An 18517-nucleotide genomic window follows, 5' to 3' on the forward strand; every position below is an offset into this window, starting at 1 on the left:
CTCACACTGAAGGCGCACTCCTGACGCACTCCTGGAAGGCGCGTTCCTGAAGGCGCACTCTTGCTTACTCTGGAGTAAGGTTACCGGAGGTAAGGCTACGTCACAGGCGAGGAGCAGGTCGAGATGAGCCCCCAGGAGACGTCGGTGCGGCGCGTGGCGATCATCGGCGGAGCGCGCATCCCCTTCGCGCGCTCCGACGGCCCCTACGCCACCGCCTCCAACCAGCAGATGCTCACCGCCGCACTCGACGGCCTCGTCGAGCGCCACGGCCTCCAGGGGCCGGGCGCGGTGGGCGAGTTCGTCGCCGGCGCGGTCCTCAAGCACAGCCGCGACTTCAACCTGGCCCGCGAGACGGTCCTCGGTTCGAAACTGGACCCGCGCACCCCCGCCTACGACATCCAGCAGGCCTGCGGCACCGGCCTCCAGGCCGTCATCGCCGCCGCCAACAAGATCGCCCTCGGCCAGACGGAGTCCGCCGTCGCGGGCGGCGCCGACACGGCCAGCGACGCACCCCTCGGCGTCAACGACACCCTGCGCCGCATCCTCCTGGAGGCCCGGCGGGCGAAGTCGGTGAGCGGCCGGCTGAAGGCCCTGGCGAAAGTACGCCCCTCCCACCTCGTCCCCGACATCCCGCGCAACGCCGAGCCGCGCACCGGCCTGTCCATGGGGGAACACGCCGCCGTCACCGCACGCGCCTGGGGCATCGGCCGCGAGGCCCAGGACGAACTGGCGGCGGCCAGCCACCAGCGACTGGCGGCAGCGTACGAACGCGGCTTCTTCCAGGACCTGGTGATCCCCTTCCGCGGCCTGGCCCGCGACCAGAACCTGCGCCCCGGTTCCACGGTGGGGAAACTGGCCGCCCTGAAGCCGGTGTTCGGCCTCGACCACCCCCACCCGACCATGACGGCCGGGAACTCCACCCCGCTGACCGACGGCGCGGCCACCGTGCTGCTGGCGAGCGAGGAGTGGGCCCGCGAGCGCGGGCTGGAGCCGCTGGCGTACCTGACGGCGTACGAGACGGCGGCCGTCGACTTCGTCGGCGGTGATGTGGCCGACGGCGAGGACGGCCTGCTCATGGCGCCCGCGTACGCCGTCCCCCGCATGCTGGAGCGTGCCGGGCTGGAGCTGTCCGACTTCGAACTGGTCGAGATCCACGAGGCGTTCGCCTCCCAGGTGCTGGCGACGCTCGCCGCCTGGGAGAAGCGGGGCCTCGGCACGGTGGACCGCGACCGGCTGAACGTCGCCGGTTCGTCCCTCGCGACCGGCCACCCCTTCGCCGCCACCGGCGCCCGCATCGTGGCCACCCTCGCCCGGCTCCTCGCCGAACGGGACGCGCCCGCCCGCGGGCTGATCTCCGTGTGCGCGGCGGGCGGGCAGGGGGTGACGGCGATCCTGGAGCGGGCCTGAGAGCCGGCGGACGTACCGAACCTGAAAGTCCCTCACGTAACCTCCGAGAATGCACAGGCCCGGCTCCGGACCATTCCCGAACCCGCACAAACCCGCCACGTGAGGGCCGTACGATCCGGTTCCTACCGCCAGTAACCCCTTTCTGGGGGTTCAGCCGGTTGAGCGCCTCGGCGTGCGAGGCACGTACGTCATGCAGCAAGCAGTTCATCGCTGCACGCCCCAGGAGCCGCCCGTGTCCACTGCGTATCCCTCCTCCGCCTACGGCGACGTGTACGGCGGACCGGTCCTGGTCGAGCCCGAGACGCGGCGCCTGGACGGGGCGGTGCGGGAGGCGTCCGTACCGCCGCTGGCGCCGCCGTGGACGCACGGGTCGCTCGCCGACCTGCCGTTCGACAACGCGAGCGCTGACCCGGGGGCCGTGGCGCTGAGCCGCAGGGACGCCGACGGGCGCTGGAGCGACGTCACGGCGGCCGAGTTCGCGGGGCAGGTGCTGGCCGTGGCGAAGGGGATGATCGCCGAGGGCCTGATGCCGGGCGACCGCATCGCGGTGATGGCCCGCACGATCTACGAGTGGACGGTCCTGGACTTCGCGGCCTGGTCGGCCGGACTGGTCACCGTCCCCATCTACCCCACGTCCTCCGTCTTCCAGGCCCGCTGGATCCTCCAGGACTCCGGCGCCGTCGCCCTCGTCACCGAGACCGCCGGGCAGGCCGCCGCGCTCGGCCCGGAGCGGGAACGCCTGCCCGACCTCCAGCACGTGTGGGTCGTGGAGAAGGGGCACCTGGACCGGCTCGTGGAAGCCGGAGCGCACCTGAGCGACCAGGAGGTCGAGGTGCGGCGCGGCATGTCGGGCCCCGACACGCTCGCCACCCTCATCTACACCTCGGGCACCACCGGCCGCCCCAAGGGCTGCGTGCTCACCCACGGCAACTTCTTCGCCGAGGTGGACAACGCGATCGAGCTCCTCTACCCCGTCTTCAGGGCGAAGACCAGCGAAGAGGCCTCGGTCCTGCTGTTCCTGCCCATGTCCCACGTCTTCGGCCGCATGGTGGCCATCGCGTGCATCCGCGCCCGCGTACGGCTGGGCCACGCGCCCAGCATCAAGGCGGACCACCTCCTGCCGGACCTCGCCAGCTTCCGGCCGACCTGTCTGCTGGCCATCCCGTACATGCTGGAGAAGGTCTTCAACTCGGCCCGCGCCAAGGCCGAGGCGGGCGGCCGGCTGTCGTCCTTCGACCGGGCCGTGTCGGTCGCGCAGCGCTACGGCGAGGCGATGGAGGCCCAGCAGACGGGCACCGGCCCCGGCCCCACCCGCGCGCTCAGGACGGCCCGGGTCTTCTACGACCCGCTCGTCTACCGCCGCATCCGCAACGCCATGGGCGGCAGGGTCCGCTACGCCATCTGCGGCGGCTCACCGCTCGGCCGGCGCCTGGCCGCGTTCTACGCCGGAGCCGGCATCGAGATCTTCGAGGGCTACGGCCTCACGGAGACGACCGGCGCGTCCACTGTCACCCCGCCCCTCAAACCCCGCCTCGGCACGGTCGGCTGGCCCCTGCCCGGCACCCGCGTCCGCATCGCCGCCGACGGCGAGATCCTCCTCGCCGGCGACCACGTGCTGCGCGGCTACTGGGACCCCCAGGCCGGAGGCGTCGTCCCCGCCGCCCCGGACGGCTGGCTCGCCACCGGCGACATCGGCGAACTCGACGACGAGGGCTACCTGACCATCACCGGCCGCAAGAAGGAACTCCTGATCACCGCGGGCGGCAAGAGCGTCGCCCCGGCGCCCCTGGAGAACTGGCTGCGCTCCCACCCCCTGATCTCCCAGTGCATGGTCATCGGCGACGGCCGCCCCTACGTCTCGGCCCTGATCACCCTCGACCCCGACGGCATCACCCACTGGCGCCAGATGAACGGCAAACACCCCGTACCGGCCACCCTCCTCGTCGACGACGAGGAACTCCGCTCCGTCCTCCAGCGCGCCGTCGACGAGGCCAACAAACTGGTCTCACGCCCCGAATCCATCCGCCGCTTCGCCATCCTTCCCGCGGACTTCACCGAGGAGGCGGGCCACTTGACGCCCTCGATGAAACTCCGCCGCCAGGCGGTGATGCGCACGTTCGCGACGGAGGTGGAGGGGCTTTACGCGCGATGAGACAGGGCGCGGCGACCGGCTCCCCGAGGGGCAAGGGCTTGCCCGGGGGCGGGTCGGGCGCGCGGCCTTTGCGAGGTCTTCACACGGATTCCTTGACGCCGCACGCCGTCTCCCCTTGGCTTTCGAACAATCTCGTCGCGATGCTCCCCCCATCGGAAGGCACCACCAGTGAAAGCGCGTAACACCCGTCGGACCGCTCTGCGTCCCCTCACCCTAGGCCTGGCGGTCTCCGTGTCGGCCCTGTCCCTCGCCGCGTGCGGTGACAGCGGGAGCGACGACGCCGGGGCGAAGAAGAGCAACGACATCACGGTGGGGCTGCTGCTGCCCGACCGGGACACGGCACGCTTCGAGAAGTTCGACTACCCGCTGATCAAGGAGGAGGTCGCCTCCCTCACAGAGAACAAGGGCAAGGTCAGCTACGCCAACGCCGAGGCGAGCGCGTCCAGACAGAGCGAGCAGTTCCAGAAGATGATCGACGACAAGGTCGACGTCATCCTGGTGGACGCCCTGGATTCCAAGAAGATCGCCCCGGACGTACGGAAGGCCAAGGACGCCGGCATCCCGGTCATCGCCTACGACCGGCTTGCCGAGGGCCCCATCGACGCCTACGTGTCCCACGACAACGAACTCGTCGGGCAGGTGCAGGGCCGCGCCATCGTGGGCGAACTCGGCGACAGGGCCGAGAACAGCAAGGTCGTTATGATGAACGGCGACCCCGCCGACCCGAACACCGCACGCTTCAAGGACGGCGCCCTGAGCGAGCTCCAGGGCCAGGTCCACATCGTCAAGCAGTACGACACCAAGGAGTGGAAGCCCGCCATCGCCAAGGCGAACACGGAGAAGGCGATCCAGGCCGTCGGGCTGAACAACATCGCCGCCGTCTACTCCGCCAACGACGGCATGGCGGGCGCCGTCATCGAGGCCCTCGAGGAGGCCGGCGCCACCAAGATGCCGCCGGTGACCGGACAGGACGCCAACCTCGACGCCGTGCAGCGGGTCGTCTCGGGCGAGCAGTACATGACCGTGTACAAGTCCTTCCTGCTGGAGGCGACGAACGCCGCGAAGATCGCGGTGGCCAAGGTGCAGGGACGAGCGATCGAGTTCGCCGCGCTGACCCGGGAGACGGTCGACAGCCCGACGGCGAAGAACATCCCGGCGATGCTGGTACCGGTGGTCGCCCTCACCCAGGACAACATCAAGGAGACGGTGATCACGGACGGCGTGTACACCGTGAAGGACATCTGCACCCCGAAGTACAAGGCGGACTGCGCGGCGATCGGCCTGGATTAGCGGGCAGCACCCGGCCCGAGGGGCCGGACGGGGCCCGGCGCCGCGCGGCGGCGGCCCCGGGGGCGACACCGTCGTGGGAGCGGTCCGCCCGTGATGTCGAGACGGCCCGTGCACGAGCGCCGGGCCGGACCAGGGGTACCGAGCGCCGGGCCGGACCAGGGGTACCGAGCGCCGGGCCGGACCAGGGGTACCGAGAGGCGGCCGCGAGGCCGGAGAACCGGTCCCCGGCGGCTCCGGGGACTCACCCGCGGAGCCGACTCGTCCGGATCGACGCACGGCTCGCGCAGTCCCGGTTCCCGGAAGTGGCTGAACTCGCCGTCCCTGCACGGCTCTTGACTTCGCAAGGCCCGCGCGCGACAGTCCCCACCCCTTCGCGTTCCTCTCGGGCTGGAGCGGACATGACGACGAGCACGGACACCGCGGGGACTTCCGGGGCCCCGTCCCGAAGACGAGTGCTGGCCGGTGCCGCCGGTGCCGGGCTCGCGGTCGCCGCCGGGGTGCAACAGGGCGCCCACGCCGCCGACCTGCCCCCGCTCGGCACGTACGACGTCGTCGTCATCGGGTCCGGCGCGGCCGGGATGACGGCCGCGCTGACCGCCGCCGGGCAGGGGCTGAGCTGTGTGGTCGTGGAGAAGGCCCCGACCTTCGGCGGCTCCGCCGCCCGCTCCGGCGCCGGGATCTGGATCCCCAACAACCAGGTGATCCTGGCGGCCGGTGTCCCCGACACCCCCGCCATGGCCGCCGCCTACCTCGCCGCCGTCGTCGGCCCGGACGTCCCCGCCGACCGGCAGCGCGCCTTCCTCACCCACGGCCCGGCGACGATCTCCTACGTCATGGCCCACAGCCCCCTGCGGTTCCGCTGGATGGAGGGCTACAGCGACTACTACCCGGAGCTGCCCGGCGGCCTCCCGAACGGCCGCTCCATCGAACCCGACCAGATCGACGGCCACCTCCTGGGCCCCGAGTTGGCCCGCCTGAACCCGCCCTACATGGACGTCCCCGCCGGCATGGTCGTCTTCAGCGCCGACTACAAGTGGGTCGCCCTGGCCGCGGTGCACGCCAAGGGCGCGGCCGTGGCCGCACAGTGCCTGGCCCGGGGCACGGCCGCGGCCCTGCGGGGCGAGAAGCCCCTCACCATGGGTCAGGCCCTGGCGGCCGGCCTGCGCGCGGGGCTGCGGTCCGCCGGGGTGCCGGTGTGGCTGAACACGCCCCTGACCGATCTGCACGCCGAGAACGGCACCGTCACCGGAGCCGTCGTCACCCGTGACGGCACCCCTGGCCTGATCAGGGCCCGCCGGGGCGTGATCGTCGGCTCCGGCGGCTTCGAGCACAACGCGGCGATGCGCGACCGCTTCCAGCGGCAGCCGATCGGCACGGACTGGACGGTCGGCGCGAAGGAGAACACCGGCGACGGCATCCGGGCGGGGGAGCGGCTCGGCGCGGCCCTCGACCTCATGGAGGACGCCTGGTGGGGCCCGGCGATCCCGATCCCGGGCGATCCCTACTTCTGCCTCGCCGAACGCACCCTGCCCGGCGGCCTGCTGGTGAACGGGTCGGGCAGGCGCTTCGTCAACGAGGCCGCGCCCTACAGCGACGTCGTCCACACCATGTACGACGTCCACGACACGGACCCTGCCATCCCGTGCTGGCTGATCGTCGACCAGAACTACCGCAACCGCTACCTCTTCAAGGACGTCCTGCCGGCCCTTCCCGTCCCCGACGACTGGTACGACTCGGGCGCCGCGCACAAGGCCTGGACCCTGGACGCGCTGGCGGCCTCGATCGGCGTACCCGCGGCGGCCCTGCGCACCACGGTCGACCGCTTCAACACCCAGGCACGGCAGGGCAAGGACCCCGACTTCCACCGCGGCGACAGCGCCTACGACCACTACTACACGGACCCGAACATCCTGCCGAACTCCTGCCTCGCCCCGCTCTGGCTGCCACCGTTCCACGCCTTCCGCATCGTCCCCGGCGACCTCGGCACGAAGGGCGGAATGCGGACCGACGCCCGCGCCCGCGTGCTGCGGGAGGACGGCTCGGTGATCCGCGGCCTGTACGCCGCGGGCAACGCGAGCGCCGCAGTCATGGGCCACAGCTACGCCGGAGCGGGCTCCACCATCGGCCCGGCGATGACGTTCGGATACATCGCCGCGAAGGACATAGGAGGAACGTTGTAGGGCGGCGAGCGGGCGGACTTCCGGGGTTTCCCGGGGTACGGGGCCTCGGGGCACGCGGCGTTGCCGGGGGCTCCGGTGCCACAAAAGCTCCCCGAGCCCCTGGAGTCCCTGGAGCCCCTGGACCTCCTGGAGTCCCTGGAGCCACATGAGTGGCAGGGGTGGCTTCAGTACGCCTCCGCCTCCGCCTCCGCCTCCGGAGCTGCCTAGGCCTCTGCGTCCTGCCCCGCCCCCGTCTCCGGCACCGCCCGCTTGCGGGCCACCAGGAGTGCCTGTGGGGTCGGCTCCCCGAGTTCCTCGTCGGCTTCCCTCATGGTGCGCGAGCGCACGGAGAGTCCGGCGGCCTCCAGAAGCGGGGCGAGCCGTTCCGGCCTGCGCCGCCGGAAGTCCAGCGCCACCCGGTGCCCCCAGGCCTCCTCGTAGCGGCGTGGCTCGTCACCGGCCTGGAAGGCGAGGAGCAGGTGGCCGCCGGGCCGCAGCACGCGGGCGAACTCGGCGAAGACCTCCGGCAGCCGGTCCTGCGGGGTGTGAATGATCGAGTAGTAGGACACGACCCCGGCGAGCGAGCCGTCGGGCAGGTCCAGGTCCAGCATCGAGCCCCGTTCGAACCGCAGGTCCGGGTTCTCGCGGCGGGCGATCGCGAGCATCGACTCCGACAGGTCCAGGCCGAACACGGACAGCCCCCGCGACGCCAGGTACGCAGTCACCCGCCCGGGCCCGCACCCCAGGTCGGCGACCTCGCCGCCCACGCCCACGAGCTCCGCGAATGCGTCCAGCAGCCCCCGGTCCAGCGGCCGGGCCCCGAGCGGGTCGCTGAAGTGGACCGCGTAGTCCTCGGCCACCGTGTCGTAGAACGTGCGGGTCTCGATCAGGAAGTCGGCGTCGGTCATGGCCCGACCCTATTGCCGGGCCAGGACCCGGGGGTGCGGGGTGACGCGTTCCGGCCATCGGGGCATCCGGCCCCGGTCAGAATTCGCCGGAAATTCACCAGAGGGAAAGGGGAGAAAAGGCAGGAGCCCCCCGCCTGGGCGGCGGGGGGCTCCTTGGGTACTACTGATCAGACCGGCGTGACGTTCTCAGCCTGCGGGCCCTTCGGGCCCTGCGTGACGTCGAAAGACACCTGCTGGTTCTCCTCGAGGGAGCGGAAGCCGCTCGCGTTGATCGCGGAGTAGTGGACGAAGACGTCGGGGCCGCCGCCCTCCTGGGCGATGAAACCAAAGCCCTTTTCGGCGTTGAACCACTTCACGGTTCCGGTAGCCATAAGCCCTCCTTGGGCCCAAAAGGGTTGCCCTGCTCCAGAACCAGCAAGTGTGAAGATGAATTCTGCACAACTGCATACGTCTGAGAATGACGAGAGCCCGCGGTCACATGCTCCGCAGGCTCTGTACTGCAAGGGAAACCAAACTGCAACTTGCGATGAGCCTAGCACGCGGCCCCCGGAATGCAATAGGGGTCAAGATCACGTCACCCGAATGTTTGAACATCCTCCGCCGAGTGGCGGTGAAGGCCTCCGCCACGAATCCCGGGCGGACCGCGGGGCCGGTCACGGCCCCCTAGGCCGTGAGGGCTAGCCTCACGATGTGGACAATCCTCGCACCCGGCCGCGCGTCGGCCACATCCAGTTCCTGAACTGCCTGCCCCTCTACTGGGGGCTCGCGAGAACGGGCACGCTCCTCGACTTCGAGCTGACGAAGGACACCCCGGAGAAGCTCAGCGAGAAGCTGGTGCAGGGCGAGCTCGACATCGCCCCGATCACCCTGGTCGAGTTCCTCAAGCACGCCGACCAACTGGTCGCCTTCCCCGACATCGCCGTCGGCTGCGACGGCCCGGTGATGTCCTGCGTGATCGTCTCGCAGGTCCCGCTGGACCGGCTGGACGGCGCCCGCGTCGCCCTCGGGTCGACCTCCCGCACCTCCGTCCGCCTCGCCCAGCTGCTCCTCGCCGAGCGCTACGGCGTACGGCCCGACTACTACACCTGCCCGCCCGACCTCAGCCTGATGATGCAGGAGGCCGAGGCGGCCGTCCTCATCGGTGACGCGGCGCTGCGCGCCAACATGCTCGACGGGCCGCGCTTCGGCCTGGACGTGCACGACCTGGGCCGGCTGTGGAAGGAGTGGACGGGACTGCCGTTCGTTTTCGCGGTCTGGGCGGCACGCCGCGACTACCTGGAGCGGGAGCCGGTCCTCACGCGCAAGGTCCACGAGGCCTTCCTCGCCTCCCGCAACCTCTCCCTGGAAGAGGTGAGCAAGGTCGCCGAGCAGGCCGCCCGCTGGGAGGACTTCGACGAGGAGACCCTCGCCCAGTACTTCACGACGCTCGACTTCCGCTTCGGCGGCCCGCAGCTGGAGGCGGTCGCCGAGTTCGCGCGGCGCGTCGGCCCGACGACCGGCTTCCCGGCGGACGTGAAGGTGGACCTGCTCCAGCCCTGAGCGGGGCAGGGCTCCGGCACTACTCTTCTGGGAGTGCGGGCGCACGGGGGACACCCCCGGCCCGCCTACGGGGGAGGGGTGACGCCATGCGGCCGCTCGAAGTCGACGAACCCACCGTCGTGGGGCCCTACCGGCTGCTCGGCCGGCTGGGCTCCGGCGGAATGGGCCGGGTCTACCTGGGGCGCAGTACCGGCGGCCGTACGGTCGCGGTGAAGATCGTGCACCCGCACTTCGCGCTGGACGAGGAGTTCCGGGCGCGCTTTCGCCGCGAGGTCGAGGCCGCGCGCCGGGTGGGCGGTGCCTGGACGGCGTCCGTCCTGGACGCGGACCCGGACGCACGGGTGCCGTGGGTGGCGACGGTGTACGCGGCGGGCCCCTCGCTGTCGGCCGCGGTCGCCGAGGGCGGCCCGCTGCCCGCCCACACCGTACGGGCGCTCGGCGCGGGCCTCGCCGAGGCGCTGGCGGCGGTGCACGAGCTGGGCCTGGTGCACCGGGACGTGAAGCCGTCGAACGTACTGCTGACCCTGGACGGCCCGCTCCTGATCGACTTCGGGATCGCCCGGGCCACGGACGGCACGGCGTCCCTCACCTCCACGGGCGTCTCGATCGGCTCGCCCGGCTACATGTCGCCCGAGCAGATCCTGGGCAAGGGGATCACGGGCGCCGCGGACGTCTTCTCGCTCGGCGCGGTCCTCGCCTACGCGGCGACCGGCGAACCGCCCTTCCCCGGGGACTCCTCGGCGGCCCTCCTCTACAAGGTCGTCCACGAGGAGCCGGAGCTGGGCCCGCTGGACGGGGAGCTGCGTGACCTGACGGCGGCCTGCCTGACGAAGGACCCGGGCGCGCGCCCCGCCCCGGGGGAGGTGGCCCGGCGGCTGGCCCCCGAGGGCGCGGCCCGGCTGGTGGCGGGCGGGTGGCTGCCGGGGGCGCTGGTGGAGCAGGTGAGCCGCAGCGCCGTGCGGTTGCTGAACCTGGAGGCGACGGGGGCCGGGGCAGGGGGGCCGTCCGGGCCGGTCGGGTTCAGCAGCCTGTCGGTGGGGGCGCCGGAACCTGCCGACGCCGGGGTGTTCGGCCCGCCGCCGGCCATGCCCACGCCCCTTCCGGCCGTACCCGAACCCCGTGACGGCGACGGCACACAGCCCTCCGATCGCCACCGCCCGGGCAAGGTCTCCGTCTCCGTGACGGCGACGTCCACGCCGGAGGGCGGCGGGCGGGTGCGGAAGCTCAGCTGCACGGTGGCCCTGGCCGTCGCGGGGGCGATGGCGGCCGTGACGATCGGGTCGGTGTTCGTGTTCGACCTGCTGCCCGGCCGGACCTCCGACGACGACACGAGCGACTCCGGCGCGGGCCCCGGCTCCCCACCCGCGGCGACGGCGAGCTCCGCCCCTACCGGGGGCGCGGTGCCCGCCGCCTACCTCGGCACCTGGGAGGGCCAGGGCACCGCCCTGGACGGCAACCTGCCCCTCGGCACGTTCCGGATCACCGTCGGACGGGCCGCGGTGGGCGAGGAACTGGGCCGCCTGCGCCAGACCGACCAGATCGGCGGCGTCTGCGTCGACGTACTGACCCTGAAGCAGGTCACGAAGAAGGAGCTCGTCGCCACGTCGGTCGGCGCGAAGACCAACCACAGCGGCTGCAACCCGGCGGAGACGACCGTCCACCTCACACCGGTGGGCGACGATCTCCAGTACCGGTCGGAGAGCGCGGAGTCGGGGCGGCCGCAGGCGCGGATGTCGCGGGTGGGGTAGGGGCCTCGCGGACGGACGTGCACCCGGCAGGAGCCGCCCCCGAAACATGTCGAAGAGGAACCAGCGGCATGAGCAGAGCGAGGAAGCTGACGAGCTCTCACAACCCCGAGACGGCTTCCGTCCTGCTTATTCGGCTGGTCGGGGGCCGATCGCTCAGGCCTGCTCGTTCCGAAAGGCGGGCCCGGGGGGGGCCGCTCTCCGCTTCGGCTTCGCCGAACTCCCGCTGCCCCTAACTCTCACTCGGCTTCAGGCGATCATTACTGTGTCTGCGATAGCGAACCCCAAGAGACACGACTGACACGCCACTTCGCGTCATGCCGGGAAGGCCCACCATGGAGACACTGCAGCCGGACGATCCAGTGGAGTTGGGCACGTACCGGCTCTTGCGAAGACTCGGAGCCGGCGGCATGGGCCGTGTCTACCTCGCCCGTTCCCCCGGTGGCCGTACCGTCGCCGTGAAGGTCGTACGTCCGGATCTTGCCGCGGACGGCGACTTCCGAGACCGCTTCCGGCACGAAGTCGAGATCGCCAAGGCGGTCTCCGGCCGCTTCACCGCCCCGGTCGTGGACGCCGATCCGGACGCGCCACTGCCGTGGCTGGCGACGTCGTACGTGCTCGGCCCGGACCTCACGGACGTGGTGGCCACGCACGGCGCGCTGCCGGAGCACACGGTACGGGCGCTTGCCGCGGGTCTCGCCGCCGCCCTCCAGGAGGTTCACGCGGCCGGGCTGATCCACCGTGACATGAAGCCGTCGAACGTCCTGCTGGCGGCAGACGGCCCGCGCGTCATCGACTTCGGGATCGCGCGGGCGGTGGACGGAAACCGTATGACGCAGACGGGAGTCGTGGTCGGCTCTCCTGGCTACATGTCACCGGAGCAGGCGCTCGGAAAGGACGTAGCCACGGCGGGTGACGTCTTCTCCCTGGGCGCCGTGCTCGCGTTCGCGGCGACCGGCAGGGGAACCTTCGGTCACGGTGCCGTCTCGCACGCCTCGTTGCTGTACCAGGTGGTGCACGGTGAGCCCGACCTGGAGGGCGTACCGCAGCAACTGCTGGGCCTGGTTCGCGCATGCCTCGCGAAGGACCCGGCGCATCGGCCGGTGCCGTCGGAGATCGTGACGGCGCTCGCCCCGCAAGGCGTCGAGAGTGTCCTCAGCAACTGGCTGCCGTCGGCGGTGGCTTCGACGATCGCCACGCACGCGGCCGGAATCCTGGACCTGGAGGCACCGCAACAGCCTTCGGCGCCGGTCGCCGCGTCCTTCGGGCCCGCCCCCGTGATGGTGGACGGGACGCCGATGCCGATGAGCACACCGGCGCCGGGGTACGGATACCCCCCGGCGCAGGGGCACAGCGGCGCCCCTGCGGCTGCCTACGGCGCCCCGGCGCCCGGCTACGCCACACCGCCTGGCGGGGCGCCCACCCCGGGGCACGGGACGACCGCGCCCGCCTACGGCGCTCAGGGACAGCACGGCACGGCAGGACCGGACGGCACCGTGGTCACCGCCGCCGGCAATACTTCCCGCCGCCGCGCCCTCGGTCTTGCGCTCGGCGGTGCCGCCGTCGTCGCTGTGGCGGGTGGGGCGGCAGCGTGGTGGCTCGGCCAGGACGATGACACCAACTCGCCGGCTTCCGGCACGAACGGCGCCGACGGCACCGCACAGCCCGTCGACGAGAACTTCACGACCCCGCCGGCCGGAGTCGCCCCCCAGCCGCTGTGGCACGAGAGGGCGGTGGAGGACAGCACCACCACCGACGTGCCGCTCCTCACCCATGACGGCCTGCTCCTGGTCAGCGGCGACCCCCTGGTGGCATACGAGGTGAAGACCAGCAAAACCCGATGGTCGAAGCCCGATGTCTGCGCCCCCGGCTCCCAGCTCCTGTTCCACGAGGGCAAGGTGTTCCTGACCGACGGCGGCACCGATGGAGTCGTCGTCGCGCGTGACGTGAGGACCGGAGAGGAAGTGTGGCGAAGCCGCCTCGGCAAGGCACTCGGCGTCGAGGGCACGATCGCCATCGACAGCAAGAACGTGTACGTCACCGCGACCGACTACGGCCAGGCCGCGAGTGCCACCGAGTACCGCACCGCGGTCGCCGCCATCAGCCACAGCACCGGTAAGAAGGTGTGGCTGCAGCATCGAGATTGGGGCACGAAGGACTACGACGTCCAGGGCACCGTCTCCGGCAAGTACCTCGTCTACACGGACTCCAACTACAACCTCACCGTGCGCGACACCGCGACCGGTGACCAGTTGTGGACCCAGAAGATCGGCGACGACTGGGCCTGGCAGCCGACGGTCGCGAACGGCCTCGTCTTCCTGCCCGGCGAAAAGCTCACGGCGGTCGACGCGGAGACGGGCCGCACGCGGTGGACGCTCTCCCCGAAGGGCCGCCGCGGCTTCAACAACCCAGCCGTCATCGACGGCGTGCTCTACGTCAGCGACTACGACCGCGGCATCTGGGCCGTCGACGTCAAGACCGTCAAGCGCATCTGGCTCTGCGAGGACCAGGACCGTGGCGCGGCGGAGTCGTTCGTGAGGGTCGGCAGGACGCTCTACTGCGCCGCCGGACCGCTGTCCGGGGGTGTCATCGCCCTTGAAGCCAAGACCGGGGACGTCCGTTGGACGTGGACCGACAACAAGGACTCCGGTGCCCCGTGGCAGATGGCTACCGCGGGAAACCGACTGTTGGTGACGAACGGGCCGGAGATCTACGCGATACCGGCGGTGTGACGCCGGGGCGCTGGGGCGCGCTGCCGGAGACTGCCATAGTCTCCGTTAGCTGAAGTTAACGAACGTGGCCACAGAGGCCGACGGGGAGGACGACCATCATGCGGATGCTGGTCACGGTCGTACGAGAAGGCGGTGAGCCGGAGGACGTCGTCGTCACCACCGACGACACCGCCACGGCAGGCGATGTCGCGGAGGTGTTGGCGCAGGCCGTCGGAGACACCGTCGCCGCACCTGCCGGTGGGTCGGGGAACGTCGTGGCCATGCCCGGCACCTCACTGGCTTCGCTGCCCGGCTACGGGACGGCGGTGGCCGGAGCGCCGGCGCTGTGGGCGGACGGTGAGCTGTGCGACCCGGCGGCACCGGCGGCCGGCGTCCTGCGGGACGGCATGCGCGTTTCCGTCGACCGATCGATAGGCCCGCTGCTGCGCAAGGGCGAGCCCGTCGGTCAGTACGAGTTGAGAGTGGCCGGCGGCCCCGGTTCCGGGCGGGTGGTCAGGCTGGGTGTCGGCGCGGCCACCGCCGGATCGGCGCCGACCTGTTCGCTCCCCCTGCCGGACGCCTCACTGCCGCCGATCGCCCTCCGGCTGACGATCGACCTTCAGGGCACCGTAACCCTCACTCCGGAGGCCGGGGCCGGCGTCCGACTGAACGATGACGCGGTGGCGGCCGGAGCTCCCTGGCCGCTCGGCGGTGTCGTACGGGTCGGCGATTCGCTGCTGGTGCTCGACAAGGTGACCGAGCCGGATGCGCATCTGTCCCCGATGAGCGAGGGCGGCCTCGCATACAACCGCCCTCCTCGGCTGTCGCCGCTGCGGCCTCGGCGGCGGCTGGCCGTGCCGGTGCCTCCCTCCAAGGGGGAACGGGCGCGTTTCCAGTTCATCATGGCGTTCATGCCCATGCTGTTCGGGCTGTCGATGTACTTCTTCACCAAGCAGATCTACATGCTGCTGTTCTGCCTGATGAGCCCGCTCATGATGCTGGGCCAGTGGATCAGTGAGAACCGCGAGGGCAAGAAGAAGCACAAGACGTCCCTCAAGCAGTACAAGAAGGACCTCGCGGCGCACGAGGCGGAACTCGTCACCCTCGGCAAGGAGGAGCAGCGCGCTCGCCGCGAGGACAACCCCGACCCGGCCGAGATCCTCCTCTTCGCGACGGGCCCCCGCCGCCGCCTGTGGGAGCGCCGGCTCACCGACCCGGACGCGATGCAGCTGCGCATCGGGCTCGGCGCCCTGCCCTCCGACGTGGAACTCGTCTTCGCTCGCGGCACCTCGCACGACGAGGAACCCCCGGAGCCCCCGACCCTTCCGGACGTTCCCGTCACCCTGCCCTTCGCACGGCTCGGCGTGGTCGGCATCGCGGGTGACCGTGCCCGTGCCCTCGCCACCGCGCGCTGGCTGAGCGTGCAGGCCGCCGTGCTGCACAGCCCCCGGGACCTGTCACTGGTGTCCCTGGCCGCGACACCCTCCGCCGGCGCCGAGTGGCACTGGGCACACTGGCTGCCGCACACCAACCCCGACGAGGGACAGGACTGCGTCGCCCTGGTCGGTTTCGATTCGGAGGGCATCAGCCGCCGGGTCAACGAACTCCTCAACGAGCTGGCTCGGCGTAAGGCGGCCCGCGAGCAGCACAACATGACGGGCCAGCTCTATCCGGACGCCAACGTGCTTCTGATCCTCGACGGAGCACGGCTGCTGCGCCGCGTACCGGGCGTTCCCCAACTCCTCACCGAGGGCCCGCAGTACGGCATCTTCGCCCTCTGCATCGACGAGGACGAGCGGCTGCTCCCCGAGGAGTGCAAGGCCGTCGTGGCCTGGTCGCCCGATGCGTCCCACCACGTCCGGGTGCGCGGTTACGGCCTGGAGGCCGTCGGTGATGTTCTGGCCGATCAGGTTCCGTACGAGTGGTGCGAACTCCTGGCCCGCTCTCTCGCTCCCATCCGCGATGTCAGCCGCGACGACGCCGATTCCGCGCTGCCCACCTCGGCACGGTTGCTGAACCTGCTGAACCTGCCCAACCCGGCGGGCACCGATGTGGAACGCATCTGGCAGGCGGGCGGCTCGACGACGGCCGCACCCATCGGACTCGCCGCCGACGGCGCGTTCGTCCTGGACATTCGACGTGACGGGCCGCACGCGCTGGTCGCCGGTACGACGGGTGCCGGTAAGTCCGAACTCCTGCAGACGATCATCGCCTCGCTGGCGGTGGCGAACCGCCCCGACGCACTGAACTACGTCCTCATCGACTACAAGGGCGGCAGCGCGTTCATGGACTGTGCTCGTCTGCCGCACACCGTCGGCATGGTCAGCGACCTCGACGCGCACCTGACCGAGCGGGCGCTCGCCTCGCTCGCGGCCGAACTGCACCGCCGGGAGCGCATTCTCTTCGAGGCCGCGGCCAAGGACATCGAGGACTACAACGACACCCGTAAGCTCCGCCCCGAACTGGAGCCGATGCCCCGTCTGGTGCTCGTCATCGACGAGTTCGCGTCCCTGGTCGCCGAACTGCCCGACTTCATCGCGGGCCTTGTCGACATCGCACGCCGGGGCCGCTCGCTCGGCGTGCACCTGATCCTCGCGACTCAGCGTCCCGCAGGTGTGGTGAGCGCCGACATCCGGGCCAACACCAACCTTCGCATCGCCCTGCGGGTGACGGACGCCTCCGAGTCGATGGACGTCATCGACGCACCGGACTCGGGCGCGATCGCCAAGTCGACTCCAGGTCGTATGTACGTCCGTTCCGGTGCCCAGTCCCTGGTCGGCGTGCAGTCGGCCCGTATCGGCGGCCGCCGCCCCGCCACAGGCCAGACGGGCCCGAAGGCCACGCTGATCCCCTTGCCTTGGAACGCCTACGCCCGTCCGCTGCCCAGGCGCGACGAGTCCAAGGACGACGGCACGATGGTCACCGACTTGGCCGTCCTCGTGGACGCGGTACGCGACGGCGCGGAGCGGATGGGCTTCGGCGAGCAGCGCAGCCCGTGGCTGCCGCCGCTGGCGGAGTCCGTCACGCTGGACGAACTGTCCACGTACGGCGGCGCACCGGCCACCGTCCCGGGTGACGATGTGGCCCCGGTTCCCTACGGCCTGGTCGACCTGCCGGCGAAGCAGGCCCGCATGCCGGTCTCCCTGGACCTTGTCCACGGAGAGCACACACTGCTGCTCGGCGGCGCTCGCTCCGGGCGCTCGACGGCACTGCGCACCCTGGCCGGCTCCCTGGCCCGCAGCACCTCCCCCCTCGATGTGCACGTCTACGGCATCGACTGCGGCTCCAACGCCCTGCTGCCGCTGGTGCGTCTGCCGCACGTGGGCGCTGTCGTGACCCGCGACGAGCCGGACCGGGTCCGTCGCCTGATCCAGCGCTTGCAGGTGGAGGTCGCCCGCCGACAGCAACTGCTGGCGATGGAGGGCGCTTCCAGCGCGGCGGAACAGCGCGCGGGAGCGTCTCCAGAGGAGCGCCTGCCGTGGATGGTCCTGCTCCTGGACAGCTGGGAGGGCTTCGCGTCGACCTTCGAGAACTACAACTATGGTCAGCTGCTCGAAGCGGCCCAACGCCTCTTCCGCGAGGGTTCCGCAGCGGGTCTGAAGGTCGTCATGACGGCCGACCGCAGTGGTCTGAGCGGGCACGTCTCCTCGGCCTTCGCCGACCGTCTCGTCATGCGCTTCGCCGACCCGAATGACTACTCCACGGCCGGTCTGCAGGCTCGCGAGGTGCCGAAGAACATGCCGCCCGGACGCGCCCTGCGCATCACGGACACAGGTGTGGACGAGACACAGATCGGCCTGCTGGCGCAGGACCCTGCCGGCCAGGCCCAGGTCCGCGCGCTCCGCGAGATCGCGGAGGAGGCACGGGCCCGCTACGGCCGCGTCCCGGCGGGCCGCCGCCCCTTGCGGGTCGACGCCCTGCCGGCACGCATCACCGCGTCGGAGGCGATGGCCCTGGACCCGGACTTCGTCCCGCCGTCGCCGCTGTGGGCGATGCTGGCCGTGGGCGGCGACGAACTCCACCCCATCGGCATCGACCTGGAGGAGAACGGCCCCGGCTTCGTCATCGCGGGCCCGCCGAAGTCCGGTCGCTCCACGGCACTGCTGTGCGCCGCGGAGTCCCTGCTGCGAGCGGGCACGCCCCTGGTGGTCGTGACACCCCGTCGGTCCCCGCTGCGAGACCTTGAGGGCCGTGAAGGCGTTCTTGGCATGCTCAACGCGGAAAGCTCGAGTGATGACCTGGAGGAAATCCAGGATCAGCTCGACGGGCGGCCCTACGTCGTCGTCGTCGACGATGCCGAACTCCTCTACGACGCGCCCTTGGACGAGCCACTGGAAGGCGTCATCCGCAAGGGGGCCGACGGTGGTGTGGGCCTGCTCGCTGCCGGCACGACGGACTCCCTGTCCAGCCAGTACCGTGGCTTCGCGGTCGAGGCCCGCAAGTCCCGCAACGGCATGCTGCTGACACCGCAGAGCTCCTCGGACGGCGAACTGTTCGGCATCCGACTGCCCGCGAACAGCGGGGGCGGGGCAGCGGGTAGCGGGCTGTTCGTGACGGGCGGAGCGTTTGTGCCGGTGCAGGCCGTGATGAGCACGTGAAGCGTGAG

The 18517-nt window shown here is 71.3% G+C and carries 10 protein-coding genes; 8 read left to right on the forward strand and 2 right to left on the reverse strand.

Going from position 1 to position 18517, the window contains the following annotated elements:
- Positions 1–123: 123 nt before the first annotated feature.
- The 4 genes from SSQG_RS22655 (at position 124) to kstD (ending at position 7029) form a co-directional block, all read left to right on the forward strand.
- A complete protein-coding gene (locus tag SSQG_RS22655; RefSeq protein WP_003992171.1) occupies positions 124–1407 on the forward strand; it encodes an acetyl-CoA C-acetyltransferase in 1284 nt (427 codons plus the stop codon).
- Positions 1408–1639: 232 nt separating this feature from the next.
- Entirely contained in the window at positions 1640–3559 is a 1920-nt protein-coding gene (locus tag SSQG_RS22660) for an AMP-dependent synthetase/ligase (protein WP_003992172.1), read from the forward strand.
- Positions 3560–3727: 168 nt separating this feature from the next.
- On the forward strand, positions 3728–4849 hold the full coding sequence (locus tag SSQG_RS22665) for a sugar ABC transporter substrate-binding protein (protein WP_003992174.1): 1122 nt from the start codon (positions 3728–3730) through the stop codon (positions 4847–4849).
- Positions 4850–5247: 398 nt separating this feature from the next.
- Positions 5248–7029 carry a 3-oxosteroid 1-dehydrogenase gene (gene kstD / locus SSQG_RS22670; protein ID WP_052310331.1) on the forward strand — a complete coding sequence of 594 codons (1782 nt, stop codon included), beginning with the start codon at positions 5248–5250 and terminating at the stop codon, positions 7027–7029.
- Positions 7030–7232: 203 nt separating this feature from the next.
- Here the strand turns inward: kstD and SSQG_RS22675 are convergent, their stop codons facing one another.
- Entirely contained in the window at positions 7233–7916 is a 684-nt protein-coding gene (locus tag SSQG_RS22675; RefSeq protein ID WP_003992176.1) for a class I SAM-dependent methyltransferase, read from the reverse strand.
- 167 nt (positions 7917–8083) lie between these two features.
- A complete protein-coding gene (locus SSQG_RS22680) occupies positions 8084–8287 on the reverse strand; it encodes a cold-shock protein (RefSeq protein ID WP_003992177.1) in 204 nt (67 codons plus the stop codon).
- Positions 8288–8606: 319 nt separating this feature from the next.
- Here SSQG_RS22680 and SSQG_RS22685 point away from each other — a divergent pair, with 319 nt between their 5' ends.
- The 4 genes from SSQG_RS22685 to SSQG_RS22700 all read left to right on the forward strand — a co-directional run bounded on the left by SSQG_RS22685 (position 8607) and on the right by SSQG_RS22700 (position 18509).
- Positions 8607–9455 (forward strand): menaquinone biosynthetic enzyme MqnA/MqnD family protein, encoded by an 849-nt coding sequence (locus tag SSQG_RS22685; RefSeq protein WP_003992178.1) that lies wholly within the window; start codon positions 8607–8609, stop codon positions 9453–9455.
- 86 nt (positions 9456–9541) lie between these two features.
- Entirely contained in the window at positions 9542–11203 is a 1662-nt protein-coding gene (locus SSQG_RS22690) for a serine/threonine-protein kinase (protein WP_003992179.1), read from the forward strand.
- A gap of 332 nt (positions 11204–11535) precedes the next feature.
- Positions 11536–13932 (forward strand): protein kinase domain-containing protein, encoded by a 2397-nt coding sequence (locus tag SSQG_RS38285; RefSeq protein WP_003992180.1) that lies wholly within the window; start codon positions 11536–11538, stop codon positions 13930–13932.
- A gap of 98 nt (positions 13933–14030) precedes the next feature.
- On the forward strand, positions 14031–18509 hold the full coding sequence (locus SSQG_RS22700; RefSeq protein WP_039933421.1) for an FtsK/SpoIIIE domain-containing protein: 4479 nt from the start codon (positions 14031–14033) through the stop codon (positions 18507–18509).
- Positions 18510–18517 lie beyond the last annotated feature (8 nt).

This window comes from Streptomyces viridochromogenes DSM 40736 (assembly GCF_000158955.1).
Taxonomy (GTDB): Bacteria; Actinomycetota; Actinomycetes; order Streptomycetales; family Streptomycetaceae; genus Streptomyces; species Streptomyces venetus.